General features: G+C 53.3%; 13 protein-coding genes and 1 tRNA gene. 13 read left to right on the top strand and 1 reads right to left on the bottom strand.

What is annotated here, in order from left to right; genetic code table 11:
• A partial coding sequence (locus ABWP27_RS09715; RefSeq protein ID WP_353156029.1) for a CoA-transferase occupies positions 1-329 on the top strand: 329 nt, incomplete at its 5' end.
• 32 nt (positions 330-361) lie between these two features.
• Here ABWP27_RS09715 and ABWP27_RS09710 read toward each other — a convergent pair.
• Entirely contained in the window at positions 362-1156 is a 795-nt protein-coding gene (locus tag ABWP27_RS09710; protein WP_353156027.1) for a 3-hydroxybutyrate dehydrogenase, read from the bottom strand.
• Positions 1157-1254: 98 nt separating this feature from the next.
• On the opposite strand from ABWP27_RS09710, the gene ABWP27_RS09705 reads away from it, so the two are divergent.
• From ABWP27_RS09705 to ABWP27_RS09650, 12 genes are all read left to right on the top strand, one after another.
• A complete protein-coding gene (locus ABWP27_RS09705; RefSeq protein ID WP_353156026.1) occupies positions 1255-2121 on the top strand; it encodes an alpha/beta fold hydrolase in 867 nt (288 codons plus the stop codon).
• Between the two features lie 32 nt (positions 2122-2153).
• Positions 2154-2504 (top strand): RidA family protein, encoded by a 351-nt coding sequence (locus tag ABWP27_RS09700; RefSeq protein WP_353156025.1) that lies wholly within the window; start codon positions 2154-2156, stop codon positions 2502-2504.
• 7 nt (positions 2505-2511) lie between these two features.
• Positions 2512-4797 carry a RelA/SpoT family protein gene (locus tag ABWP27_RS09695; RefSeq protein ID WP_353156024.1) on the top strand — a complete coding sequence of 762 codons (2286 nt, stop codon included), beginning with the start codon at positions 2512-2514 and terminating at the stop codon, positions 4795-4797.
• A gap of 137 nt (positions 4798-4934) precedes the next feature.
• Positions 4935-5011: transfer RNA gene (locus ABWP27_RS09690), tRNA-Val, on the top strand.
• 219 nt (positions 5012-5230) lie between these two features.
• On the top strand, positions 5231-7138 hold the full coding sequence (thrS, locus tag ABWP27_RS09685; RefSeq protein ID WP_353156022.1) for a threonine--tRNA ligase: 1908 nt from the start codon (positions 5231-5233) through the stop codon (positions 7136-7138).
• A 59-nt stretch (positions 7139-7197) separates the two neighbouring features.
• Entirely contained in the window at positions 7198-7719 is a 522-nt protein-coding gene (gene infC, locus ABWP27_RS09680) for a translation initiation factor IF-3 (protein WP_353156032.1), read from the top strand.
• 163 nt (positions 7720-7882) lie between these two features.
• Positions 7883-8080, top strand: a complete 198-nt coding sequence (gene rpmI / locus ABWP27_RS09675) for a 50S ribosomal protein L35 (RefSeq protein WP_353156020.1) — start codon at positions 7883-7885, stop codon at positions 8078-8080.
• A 26-nt stretch (positions 8081-8106) separates the two neighbouring features.
• A complete protein-coding gene (gene rplT, locus ABWP27_RS09670) occupies positions 8107-8466 on the top strand; it encodes a 50S ribosomal protein L20 (protein WP_011871280.1) in 360 nt (119 codons plus the stop codon).
• A gap of 143 nt (positions 8467-8609) precedes the next feature.
• On the top strand, positions 8610-9626 hold the full coding sequence (pheS, locus tag ABWP27_RS09665) for a phenylalanine--tRNA ligase subunit alpha (RefSeq protein WP_353156018.1): 1017 nt from the start codon (positions 8610-8612) through the stop codon (positions 9624-9626).
• Between the two features lie 84 nt (positions 9627-9710).
• On the top strand, positions 9711-12140 hold the full coding sequence (gene pheT / locus ABWP27_RS09660; RefSeq protein ID WP_353156016.1) for a phenylalanine--tRNA ligase subunit beta: 2430 nt from the start codon (positions 9711-9713) through the stop codon (positions 12138-12140).
• A gap of 94 nt (positions 12141-12234) precedes the next feature.
• Positions 12235-12588 carry an integration host factor subunit alpha gene (locus ABWP27_RS09655; protein WP_502905331.1) on the top strand — a complete coding sequence of 118 codons (354 nt, stop codon included), beginning with the start codon at positions 12235-12237 and terminating at the stop codon, positions 12586-12588.
• A 5-nt stretch (positions 12589-12593) separates the two neighbouring features.
• Positions 12594-12979 (top strand): MerR family transcriptional regulator (locus ABWP27_RS09650; protein WP_353156015.1); only part of this gene is annotated, 386 nt, incomplete at its 3' end.

Raw genomic sequence — 12979 nt, 5'->3', positions numbered from 1 at the left:
AAGGCGATCTTGCCAACTGGATGATTCCCGGCAAGATGGTCAAGGGCATGGGCGGTGCGATGGATCTGGTGGCCGGTGTCAAACGTATCGTGGTGCTGATGGAACATGTGGCGCGTGGCAAAGATGGTTTGATTTCGCACAAGATACTGCCGCGATGCAATTTGCCCTTGACCGGTGTTGGCGTGGTGAATCGCATCATTACCGATCTGGCAGTGATCGATGTGACGCCAAATGGATTGCAACTGATTGAACTGGCCAGCGGCGTGACGTCGGCAGAGGTCGTTGCCAATACCGGCGTGCCGCTCGATATCAGCGCATTGCAGGTTTAGCGCAGGTGCGCGGCAGACAGTACAAATTTCTGCTACTGCGCAGTCCAGCCGCCGTCCATATTCCACGCTGCTCCACGTACCTGACTGGCCGCATCGCTGCTGAGAAAAACGACCAGTGCGCCCAGTTGTTCCGGCGTGACAAATTCGCCGGACGGTTGCTTCTCCGATACCAAATCTTTTTTCGCTTCTTCGTTCGATAAGCCATCTCTTGCTGCCCGTGCATCCACTTGTTTTTGCACCAGCGGCGTCAATACCCAGCCCGGACAAATGGCATTGCAGGTAACGCCTGTGTGTGCCATTTCCAATCCTGTTACCTTGGTCAGACCGACGATGCCATGCTTCGCGGCGACATAGGCGGATTTTTGTACTGATCCCACCAAGCCATGTACTGATGCGATATTGATGATGCGCCCCCAGTTCTTTGCCTGCATAGCAGGTAATGCAAGTCGCGTGGTGTGGAAGGTGGAGGAGAGGTTGATAGCGATGATTGCATCCCATTGTTCAACGGGGAAATTCTCTATCGTCTCGGTGTGCTGGATGCCGGCATTGTTGACCAGGATGTCGACACTACCGAATTGTTGGGCTGCGAATTCCATCATTGCAGCGATCTCTACCGGTTTCGACATATCGGCGGAGTGATGAACACACGTGACGCCATATTCTTTTGTCAGCTCGGTTTGCAGCGCCTTGATCTCATTTGCATCGCCAAAACCATTGAGCACGATATGCGCACCTTGCTGCGCCAGTGCACGGGCAATTCCCAAACCGATGCCGGAAGTGGAGCCGGTAATCAGTGCCGTTTTACCGCGCAGAAAAGTGTTTTGCATGACGCGCCTTTCAGTCCTGGATTTCAGGTGCTGCGATCTTTGCTAAGATTTTACGCGCAAGGGCCGTAAAATACGGCATATATCCAATTTCAATTGCCATGACTCAAGCTCAAATCAAAACAGTTCAATGTCTTTCTCCCGCCGGTCTGCACCGGATGGCATACAAGGAGTGGGGTGATCCTGCCAATACGAAAGTATTGATCTGCGTGCATGGCCTGACGCGGGTATCGGATGATTTCGATGCCTTGGCGCAAGCGCTGTCGGACGATTATCGCGTGATCTGTCCCGATGTGGTCGGCCGCGGGCGCTCGGGGCATTTGCGCGACCCGCAATATTATCAAGTGCCGCAATACGTCAGCGACATGGTGACGCTGATTGCGCGTCTGGACGTGGAGTCTGTGCACTGGTTCGGTACATCGATGGGCGGCGTGATCGGTATGGCGCTGGCATCGTTGCCGGATACGCCGATCCGCAAATTGCTGCTCAACGATATCGGTCCTTCTATCGATGCGGAAGCGCTGGCACGCATAGGCGAATATGTCGGGCAGGACGTGCGCTTTGCCAGTTTCGATGAGGCATGGCAATACGTACGCGCGATCTCGCTGTCGTTCGGTGCGCATAGCGATGAACAATGGCGCAAGCTGGCAGCGGATGTGATGCACCAGAATGCGCAGGGGCAATGGGTGTTCGTCTACGATCCGGGCCTGGCGCTGCCATTCCGGCAAACGACTGTAGAAAGCGCGCGACTCGACGAGCAACGCTTGTGGGCTGCCTACGATGCCATCACTTGTCCTGTTTTACTGGTGCGCGGCGCCGATTCCGATTTGCTGTCGCCGGAAACGGCGCTGGCAATGTCGCAGCGCGGGCCGAAGGCCAGGGTGGTGGAACTGACCGGGGTCGGCCATGCGCCGACTTTTTTAAGCGAAGCACAGATTGCAATCGCAAAAGATTTTTTCCCGGGCTGATGTTTGCAGCCGGATTTTTATACTGAACTAAAATGAACATTACACGTTTGCATATAGGCGATACGCTGTCGGAAGTTGCCATACACAATGGCACGGTATACTTGGCGGGACAGATTGCCGAGGATACAGCGCAGAATATTCAGGGCCAGACACATGAAGTGCTGGGTCATATTGATCGTTTGCTGGCGGAAGCCGGCAGTGATAAAACCCGCATTCTGTCGTGCCAGATATTTATTGCCGACGTCGATGATTTCGACGGCATGAACGCGGCGTGGAATGAGTGGGTGCCGGAAGGGCATGCGCCGCCCAGAGCAACGGTTGCAGTGCAGTTTCCAGATCCGAAGCGTCTGATTGAAATAATTGTAGTTGCAGCATCTTCCTAGGTTGGTAATGGTTTCCTTAGCATCAGCACAGAGCGACGTACCTGCGTTGCTCCGCTCCGGCTTGACAGAACACGATAGTGCCCGCGTGATGGATGCGCTTGCATACGTCAAACCGTTCTATATCGGTAAAACGGTTTCTGCAGGACAAGGAGCGTTTGAGAGCGAACAGGATGCCTTTGAATTTGCGCAAGGCGTGGCGACCGTTTTATCCGAACTGGAAACCGATGCCGATACGCGGATTGCCGCCTTGCTGTTCGAGCTGGAAATGATCGCGCCGGCGGCTGCCGAAAAAATAGAAGAGCGATTCGGCAAGGAGGTGAGCGATCTGGTGGCGGGGGTGCGTCAGTTGATGCGTTTGCATGAAGCCACTTTCACACAGCATGAAGCAGCGCGCAGCAAGAACGCGGCGCAGGAAGCCGCAGCGCAACTTGAAGTATTGCGCAAGATGCTGCTGGCCATGGCCAGCGATATGCGTGTGGTGCTGGTGCGTCTCGGTACGCGTGTCACCACGCTGCGCTACTTCGCCGACAACAAGCTGGTGAATGAACGTTCGCGGCAATATGCGCGCGAGACTTTCGACTTGTATGCGCCGCTGGCAAATCGACTTGGCATCTGGCAATTGAAATGGGAGCTGGAAGATTTATCGTTCCGCTTCCTCGAACCTGAAGCGTACCGGCGCATTGCATCGCTATTGGAAGAAAAACGCGTCGAGCGCGAAGCCTTCGTTGAAAATTCAATCAAGCGTCTGCAGTCGGAAATGGCTGCGGCCGGCATCAAGGCCGAAGTCTTCGGCCGGCCAAAACACATCTTCAGTATCTGGAGCAAGCTGCGCGGCAAGGAAATCGAGTTCTCCGATTTGTACGATGTGCGCGCATTCCGTGTGATCGTCGATGATGTGAAAACCTGTTACACGGTGCTCGGTATCGTGCATAACATCTGGACCCCGATACCGTCGGAGTTCGACGATTACATCTCGCGCCCCAAAGCCAATGGCTATCAATCACTACATACGATTGTGATCGCAGAAGATGGTCGGCCGCTGGAAGTGCAGGTGCGCACCAACGATATGCATGACTTCGCCGAATACGGTGTGGCTGCGCATTGGCGCTACAAGGAAGCGGGCAGCTCGAATTTTGCAGGACAAAAGTACGATGAGAAAATTGCCTGGCTGCGTCAATTGCTGGCGTGGAAAAGCGAAGTCGTCGATACCGTAGTCGGGCAGGAAGATGTGCATCGCGACTGGGTGGAAAAACTCAAGTCGGCCACACTGGATGATCGTATTTATGTGCTGACCCCACAGGCGCGCGTGATCGAGTTGCCGAACGGCGCCACGCCTATCGATTTTGCCTACCATCTGCATAGCGATGTCGGTCATCGTTGTCGTGGTGCACGTGTCGATGGCACGCTGGTGCCGCTCAATACCGTGCTGAAAAATGGCCAGACCGTCGACATTATTACCGCCAAGGGTGCCAGCGCCGTAACCGGTACAGTCGGTCCGTCGCGCGACTGGCTTTCGCCAGGCTATGCCGCGAGCCCGCGCACGCGTGCCAAGGTGCGTGCCTGGTTCAATGCAATCGATCAGCAGGAAACGCTTTCCAGTGGGCGTGCACTGATTGAAAAAACCCTGCAGCGCGAAGGCAAGACTGCCGTCAATCTGGAAGAGCTTGCGCACAAACTGGAATTTGCCAAACTCGACGATCTGTTCCTGGCGGTAGGCAAGGATGAGTTCAGCTTGCGCACAGTGGAACAGGCTTTGCGTGGCGACGAAGCAAGCGCTGCCGCGCAGGCCGAGCTGGAAGATGTGGTCATTCCGCGCAAGAGTCGTGCATCCAGCGTCGTGCACGGGGCCAAGTCCGGGGTGCTGGTGGTCGGTACCGATGGTTTGATGACGCAACTGGCGAGGTGCTGCAAGCCGGCGCCGCCGGATGAAATAGTCGGCTTTGTCACGCGTGGCAAAGGTGTGTCGATACATCGTGCGGACTGCAAGAATTTTGTCGAAATGCGCCACAAGGCACCCGAACGCGTCGTGCAAACGGCGTGGGGGAAAACAGAATCGGCAACCGTGTATCCGGTCGATATTTTCGTGCTGGCCAGCGACAGGCAAGGTTTGTTGCGTGATATCTCCGATATCTTCCTGCGTGAAAAAATCAATGTGATAGGCGTCAGTACACAAAGCGTGAAGGGGCAGGCGCGCATGGCGTTCACGGCGGAAATTGCATCTACTGCGCAATTGCAGAAAGCGCTGACCGTCATCCGCGAGGTCAAAGGTGTGCTGGCCGCCAGACGTCATTGATGCCGCTAAAGTAAGCAGATTAGTAATGGGGCCGCTATCGTTTCTGCACGATAAAAAGCCCGGCACAGAGATTTTTCAAACAAGTTTGCACAAGCACTAGCTAAGAAGATAATTTGTCGCTATAATTTCGCTTCTTTAGGCGCGTAGCTCAGCTGGTTAGAGCACTACCTTGACATGGTAGGGGTCGTTGGTTCGAGTCCAATCGTGCCTACCAACGAAAAATTGGTAAAACCTGTAAGAGCGAGAAAGGCAAACCCGGTTATGACACCGCGAACGACAACCACACTGGTTTCCGAGCGACGCTAAGTCGGGTTCTTTTTCGTCATTACCATTTGAAAAAGCGCGGCTAGCCCGCGTTTTTTTTCGTCCGCATTTTTTGTTGTTCAATTAATCTAGCGTCAGCAAGCAAGTCCCCGCTGAAACGGAGAGCAAAATGATTACAGTCCGTCTTCCCGATGGTTCGCAACGCGAATTCGATTCCCCTGTCACCGTGGCGCAAGTTGCTGCCAATATCGGCACCGGTCTTGCCAAGGCGGCACTCGCCGGCAAGGTCAACGGCAATGTGGTCGATACCTCGTACTTGATCGAACAGGACAGCGATCTGTCTATCATTACCGACAAGGATGCAGATGGTCTGGACGTGATTCGTCATTCCACCGCGCATTTGCTGGCTTATGCGGTCAAGGAGCTGTTTCCGGATGCACAAGTGACTATCGGTCCGGTCATCGAAAACGGCTTCTATTACGATTTCTCGTACAAGCGCCCGTTCACGCCCGAAGATTTGCTGGCGATCGAAAAGAAAATGACCGAACTGGCGAAAAAAGACGAGCCGGTTACCCGTAAAGTCTTGCCGCGCGATGAAGCGGTTGAGTATTTCAAATCTATCGGCGAAGCCTACAAGGCAGAAATCATTGCGTCGATTCCAGCCGATCAGGATGTTTCGCTGTACACCGAAGGCAAGTTCACCGATCTGTGCCGCGGTCCGCATGTGCCATCGACCGGCAAGCTGAAAGTATTCAAGCTGATGAAGCTGGCCGGCGCGTACTGGCGCGGTGATTCCAAGAATGAAATGCTGCAGCGTATCTACGGCACCGCATGGGCGAAGAAGGAAGAGCAGGAAGCCTATCTGCATATGCTGGAAGAGGCCGAGAAGCGCGATCATCGCAAGCTGGGTCGTGCGCTGGATCTGTTCCACTTCCAGGAAGAAGCGCCTGGCTTGATTTTCTGGCATCCAAAAGGCTGGACGGTCTGGCAGCAAGTTGAACAATACATGCGCCGCGTCTATCAGGATAACGGTTACCAGGAAGTAAAGGCGCCACAGATTCTCGACCGCAGCCTGTGGGAGAAATCCGGCCACTGGGAAAACTACAAAGAAAATATGTTCACGACCGAGTCGGAAAACCGCTCGTATGCGCTGAAGCCGATGAACTGCCCGGGTCACGTGCAGATTTTTGCGTCGGATCTGCGTTCGTATCGCGAACTGCCATTGCGTTACGGCGAATTCGGTCAGTGCCATCGCAATGAGCCGTCAGGTTCCTTGCACGGCATGATGCGCGTGCGCGGCTTTACGCAAGACGATGGTCATATCTTCTGTACCGAAGACCAGATTCTGGATGAGTGCGTGGCCTTTACTGCATTGTTGCAAAAGGTTTATCAGAATTTCGGTTTCACCGATGTCATTTATAAAGTGGCAACACGTCCCGAGAAACGTGTTGGTTCCGATGAAGCGTGGGACAAGGCTGAGGCTGCGCTGATCGCTTCGCTGGATCGCTCCGGTTGTACTTATGAAATTTCACCCGGCGAGGGTGCGTTCTACGGTCCGAAGATCGAATACACGCTGAAGGATGCGATTGGTCGCATGTGGCAATGCGGCACGATACAGGTTGATTTCTCGATGCCGGCTCGCCTGGGTGCGGAATATGTCGCGGAAGACAACACCAAGAAGATTCCGGTCATGTTGCATCGGGCAATCCTGGGCTCGTTTGAGCGCTTTATTGGCATGCTGATCGAAAATCATGCGGGCGCCTTGCCATTATGGCTAGCCCCGGTCCAGATTGCCGTTCTGAACATCTCGGATGCGCAGGCAGACTACGCTCAAGCCGTTGCGCAAAACCTGAAGAAACAAGGGTTTAGGGTGCACGTCGATTTGCGTAATGAGAAAATAACCTATAAAATACGCGAGCATTCCGTTCAGAAGCTGCCGTACATCATCGTAATTGGCGACAAAGAGCGGGACGCAGGTACAGTGGCCGTGCGAGCGCGAGGTAATGTCGATCTGGGTGTCATGCCTGTCGATTTATTGGTGGAGCGCCTCAATAATGAGGTTGAAACCAAAGCCTAACGGGGCAACCCATAGCGCAAGAGCACGGCTTAATTATTTGATTTTAAAAGGAAATTGCAATAGCTACTGACAAGTCGCATCGGATCAACGGTGAAATTACAGCGCCTGAGTTGCGTTTGAGTGGTGTCGAAAATGAGGCACTCGGTATCGTGAGTCTGGCAGATGCCTTCCGCCTTGCGGAAGAAGCTAATGTCGATCTGGTAGAGATTGCGCCAACTGCGCAACCGCCAGTCGCTCGCCTGATGGACTACGGCAAGTTCAAATACCAGGAACAAAAGAAGGCGCACGAAGCCAAGCTCAAGCAGAAAGTTATTCTGGTTAAGGAAGTTAAATTCCGGCCTGGCACCGATGATGGCGATTACAACATCAAGCTGCGCAATTTGATCAAATTCCTGGACGATGGTGATAAAACCAAAATTACGCTGCGTTTCCGCGGTCGTGAAATGGCGCATCAGGATATCGGCTTCCGCATGTTGGAGCGCTTGAAGGCTGATTTGGAACCATATGGCCAGGTTGAGCAGTTTCCGAAGATGGAAGGCCGTCAGATGATCATGGTTCTGTCGCCGAAGAAGAAGAAGTAATAGAATTTCGTATGAGTCGCTTGGCAACGAGCGGCTTGCACAAAATAGCAGTGGACTCGATTCCACTGCATAACAAGTGAGAGCAGGCATCCAAGCGTAGCGAAATTGCTGCCACCTGCAATCATGTTAAAAATGGAGCTGTCCCCAAAGGACAGATAGTGTCATGCCTAAAATGAAAACGAAAAGCAGCGCCAAAAAGCGCTTTCGTGTACGTCCAGGTGGAACCGTTAAACGCGGTCAAGCTTTCAAGCGTCATATTCTGACCAAGAAAACCACAAAAAATAAACGTCAATTGCGCGGTTCCGTCGGTGTTCATGACACCAACATGGTATCCGTACGCGCAATGATGCCGAACGCTTAACCTCACTCAAATAATCAGGAGCAATCATGCCTAGAGTAAAACGTGGGGTCACAGCACGGGCCCGTCATAAGAAAGTCCTCGACCAAGCCAAAGGCTATCGTGGTCGTCGCAGCAAGGTATATCGTATCGCCAAGCAAGCAGTTATGCGCGCTGGTCAATATGCATACCGTGATCGTCGTAACAAGAAACGTGTTTTCCGCGCATTGTGGATCACCCGTATCAATGCAGCATCGCGTGAACATGGCCTGACATACAGCGTGTTCATGAACGGTCTGAAACGCGCATCCATCGAGCTGGACCGTAAAGTCCTGGCCGATATGGCTGTGATGGACAAACCGGCATTCGCGGCAATCGTGAATCAGGTGAAAACCACCATCGCTGCTTAAGTTGTGATCGTATGCACTGTCTGCGGACAGTGCAGCAATATCCGAGAGCGGGGCAGGGTTCATACCTATGTCCCGTTTTTATTTTTGCACGGCCTTTTTGGCTTTCCTTTTCGGCTTACTTGCTAAGGACGAAAACAAATCGCATGAATCCCCTAGAACAACTTGTAACGCAAGCCCAGACCGATTTTGCCGCTGCAGATGATGCCGCTGCACTGGAAAACGCGAAAGCGAAATACCTCGGTAAAACGGGGCAGATTACCGAACAGATGAAGAGTCTGGGCAAGCTCGCGCCGGATGAGCGCAAGACGCAGGGCGCTGTCATCAATTCCGCAAAAGAAAAAATCGAGGCTGCGCTGACGGCGCGTCGCGATGCATTGTCGAATGCACAGATGGAAGCTCGCCTGAATGCAGAAGCCATCGACATTACCTTGCCTGGCCGTGGTCGCGGCACCGGCGGTATTCACCCTGTCATGCGTACATGGCAGCGCGTGGAAGAGATTTTCGGCTCTATCGGTTTCGACGTGGCAGACGGCCCCGAGATCGAAAACGACTGGACCAATTTCACCGCATTGAACAGCCCGGAAAATCATCCGGCGCGCTCGATGCAGGATACGTTTTACATCGAAGGCAACGATACGCAAGGCAAGCCTTTGCTGCTGCGTACGCATACCAGCCCGATGCAGGTGCGCTATGCGCGCATGAACAAACCGCCGATCCGCGTGATCGCGCCTGGCCGTACTTATCGCGTCGATAGCGATGCGACACACTCGCCTATGTTTCATCAGGTCGAAGGCTTGTGGATCGATGAAAACATCAGCTTCGCCGACTTGAAAGGTGTCTATCTTAATTTCGTCAAAGCGTTCTTTGAAACTGACGATCTGCAAGTGCGCTTCCGCCCGTCGTATTTCCCATTTACCGAACCATCGGCCGAGATCGATATCGCTTTCGGCAGCGGCCCGCTGAAAGGCCGCTGGCTCGAAGTATCCGGCGCCGGTCAGGTACATCCGAACGTGATGCGCAATATGGGATTCGATCCGGAACAATTCATCGGTTTTGCATTCGGCTCCGGCCTGGAACGCTTGACGATGCTGCGTTACGGCATCAATGATCTGCGCCTGTTCTACGAGGGCGATTTGCGTTTCCTGAAACAATTCAACTAGCAGTACAAGGCAGGGCATGCTGAACAAGCGCGTGCCCTGATTTTTTCTGTATTTGTGATGTCTGTGGCAAAAGGTTTTTAAATCATGCAATTTTCCGAAAGCTGGCTCCGTACGATGGTCGATCCGAACATGACGTCGGACGAATTGGCGCACATGTTGACGATGTCCGGTCTGGAAGTCGAAGAAGTCGAACCGGTCGCACCGCCATTCTCGAATGTTGTAGTGGCTGAAGTACGCGAGATCGCCAAGCATCCGAATGCCGATCGCCTGAATGTTTGCCAGGTTGATGCAGGCACCGGAACCTTGTTGAACATCGTATGCGGTGCGCCTAATGTGCGCGCCGGCATGAAGGTCGTTTGCGCATTGGCCGGTGCGGTATTGCCGCCGGGCGAAGATGGCAAGCCATTCGAGATCAGGGTCGGCGCATTGCGCGGCGTGGAATCGCAGGGCATGTTGTGTTCGGCAAAAGAATTGAAGTTGTCGGATGAGCAGGGCGGTTTGATGGATTTGCCGGCTGATGCGCCTATCGGTCAGAATTTCCGTGATTATTATCAGCTCAATGATTTGAAATTCACCATCAAACTGACGCCAAACAAGGCGGATTGTTTGTCTGTACTTGGTGTGGCACGTGAAGTTTCCGCCTTGACCGGTACGCCATTGAAAGTGCCGACGCATCAGGCAGTCACAGCGACGATTGCGGATGTATTGCCGGTAAAGGTTTCTGCTCCGGATCTGTGCGGCCGTTTTACCGGCCGCATCATTCGCGGCTTGAATGCAAAAGCGCAAACACCAGACTGGATGAAGCAACGCCTGGAACGTAGCGGTCAACGCCCGATTTCCGCATTGGTGGATATCTCCAATTACGTGATGCTTGAACTAGGTCGTCCTACGCATGTGTTCGACCTGGCTAAAATTCACGGCGGACTGGATGTGCGCTGGGGTAAAAAAGACGAATCGTTGAAGCTCCTGAACGGCAACACGGTTGCTGTCGATGAGTGGATAGGCGTGATCGCCGATGACCGGCAAATCGAATCGCTGGCCGGCATCATGGGTGGCGACGCGACGGCAGTGTCGCTCGATACGCAAGACATCTATCTGGAAGCGGCATTCTGGTATCCGAATGCGATCCAGGGCCGTGCACGTCGCTTTAATTTTTCCACCGATGCTGCGCACCGCTTTGAACGTGGCGTTGACTTTGCAACCACGGTTGAACACATCGAACGCATCACTGCATTGATTGTCGAGATCTGCGGTCAAAAAGATAAAACAGCAGTAGGCCCTATCGACGACCATATCGTCAATCTGCCAAAACGCGATCCTGTCAGTGTGCGCACTGCACGTGCCGTCAAGGTCATCGGCGTAGCGTTGACCGATGCGCAGATCGCCGACATCTTCACGCGTCTGGCTTTGCCATTTACGCAAAAAGACGGCGTATTTTCGGTGACGCCGCCGTCCTACCGTTTCGATATAGAAATCGAAGAAGACCTGATCGAAGAAATTGCGCGCGTCTACGGCTTTGAAAATATTCCAGCCTTGCCGCCGGTCGCGGCGAATGCAATGCGCATTCGTCCGGAGAACACGCGTTCGCTATTCACGATCCGTCGTCAACTGGCTGATGCCGATTATCAGGAAGTGGTCAATTTCAGTTTTGTTGAGCAAGCGTGGGAAGCAGATTTTGGCGGCAACACCAATCCGATCAAACTGCTGAATCCGATTGCCAGCCAGATGAGCGTGATGCGTTCATCGATGATAGGCAATCTGATCGCTAATGTGCGTTACAACCTGAACCGCAAGGTCAGCCGCATTCGCCTGTTTGAAATCGGCGCCGTTTATTTGCGCAACAAGATTGATCAGGATGGTCCGCTCTCCGTGGCCGGTTATGATCAGCCCAAGCATGTTGCCGGGATTGCATATGGTCCTGTTGCGGAAGAGCAGTGGGGCCTGGATACGCGCAACGTCGATTATTTCGATGTCAAAGCCGATCTGGAAGCCTTGTTTGCACCGAAGATGCTGACTTTCGCCAAAGCCGAACATCCGGCGCTGCACCCGGGCCGCTCGGCAAATGTTTTACTCGATGGCCAGGCAATTGGTTTTATCGGGGAATTGCATCCGCGCTGGCAGCAAAAGTACGATTTGCCGCTTGCACCGGTTTTGTTCGAGGTGGAGACAAATAGCCTGCAGCAAGTGAACGTACCGTCCTACAAGGAAATTTCAAAATTCCCGGCGGTAACGCGCGATTTGGCTCTAGTGGTCAAGCACACGGTTTCCATGCAAGACTTGATGGATGCTTTTATTTCTGAAAAGAAATTGAATCCAATTTGCAACATCTTGCAAGTCGTTGTTTTATTTGATGAATATCGCGGCAAGGGCTTGGAGTCGGACGAGAAAAGCCTTGCTTTCCGTTGCACCTTGCAAGATACTCAATTAACCCTGCAAGACGGTCCGGTGGATGCTGCCATGGCAGCCTTGGTCGCCGCTGCAGGTGCCAAGCATGGGGCTAAATTACGTGCATGACAAAGCTGCAACCCAAGCCGTGAATATAACGAATATGAATGATGTGAATTCCGCTGAACTCCAATCCGTATTGGCAGCCGATCTCAACCGCGCAATGCTGGAAGCGCAGGTACGTTCGCAGGCAGAAAAGGATTTGCCGACTCTGACCAAGGCCGAGTTGGCGGAGTTGTTGTTCGAGCAAGTCGGTTTGAACAAACGCGAAGCCAAGGATATGGTTGAAACATTCTTTGATGAAATTCGTAACGCGCTGGAGCGTGGCGAAGCGGTAAAACTATCCGGTTTCGGTAATTTTCAGTTGCGCGACAAACCGCAGCGTCCAGGCCGCAATCCCAAGACTGGAGAAGAAATTCCCATTACTGCGCGCCGTGTCGTTACCTTCCATGCGAGCCAAAAGCTAAAAGGCATGGTCGAGACTTCCAGCCAGACCTCACTTGCGCACACCAGCTGAATTAGATGAACGAACGGATCAACAAAGCTGAATTGGCAGCATTGCCGCCAATTCCCGCCAAACGCTATTTCACAATCGGCGAAGTCAGCGAATTGTGTGGCGTCAAGCCGCACGTTTTACGCTACTGGGAGCAGGAATTTACCCAGTTGAAACCGGTCAAGCGACGCGGTAACCGGCGCTATTACCAGCATCATGAAGTCTTGCTGATACGTCGTATTCGTGAGCTGCTTTACGAGCAGGGGTTCACGATCAGCGGCGCGCGCAACAAGCTGGATAGCCGGATTCTGGAAGCGCGTGCCGATGAGGATTTGCCGCTTGATGCGGTGACCATCGATCCCAATGCGGTGCTTGCGATTCGTAGCGAGTTGATGGAAATTCTGACGCTGCTGAA

Origin of the sequence: Herminiimonas fonticola (assembly GCF_040395855.1) — a bacterium.
Lineage (GTDB): Bacteria > Pseudomonadota > Gammaproteobacteria > Burkholderiales > Burkholderiaceae_D > Oxalicibacterium > Oxalicibacterium fonticola_A.
The sequence above is the reverse complement of the archived record's forward strand: the minus strand, read 5'-3'. Positions and strand labels throughout refer to the sequence as shown.

Excerpts from the sequence above, each read along its gene's own strand:
- rpmI (WP_353156020.1), top strand. The coding sequence starts at position 7,883 with ATGCCTAAAATGAAAACGAAAAGCAGCGCCAAAAAGCGCTTTCGTGTA.
- ABWP27_RS09655 (WP_502905331.1), top strand. The coding sequence starts at position 12,235 with ATGCTGGAAGCGCAGGTACGTTCGCAGGCAGAAAAGGATTTGCCGACT.
- pheS (WP_353156018.1), top strand. The coding sequence starts at position 8,610 with ATGAATCCCCTAGAACAACTTGTAACGCAAGCCCAGACCGATTTTGCC.
- ABWP27_RS09705 (WP_353156026.1), top strand. The coding sequence starts at position 1,255 with ATGACTCAAGCTCAAATCAAAACAGTTCAATGTCTTTCTCCCGCCGGT.
- ABWP27_RS09700 (WP_353156025.1), top strand. The coding sequence starts at position 2,154 with ATGAACATTACACGTTTGCATATAGGCGATACGCTGTCGGAAGTTGCC.
- ABWP27_RS09710 (WP_353156027.1), bottom strand. The coding sequence starts at position 1,156 with ATGCAAAACACTTTTCTGCGCGGTAAAACGGCACTGATTACCGGCTCC.
- thrS (WP_353156022.1), top strand. The coding sequence starts at position 5,231 with ATGATTACAGTCCGTCTTCCCGATGGTTCGCAACGCGAATTCGATTCC.
- ABWP27_RS09695 (WP_353156024.1), top strand. The coding sequence starts at position 2,512 with ATGGTTTCCTTAGCATCAGCACAGAGCGACGTACCTGCGTTGCTCCGC.
- pheT (WP_353156016.1), top strand. The coding sequence starts at position 9,711 with ATGCAATTTTCCGAAAGCTGGCTCCGTACGATGGTCGATCCGAACATG.
- rplT (WP_011871280.1), top strand. The coding sequence starts at position 8,107 with ATGCCTAGAGTAAAACGTGGGGTCACAGCACGGGCCCGTCATAAGAAA.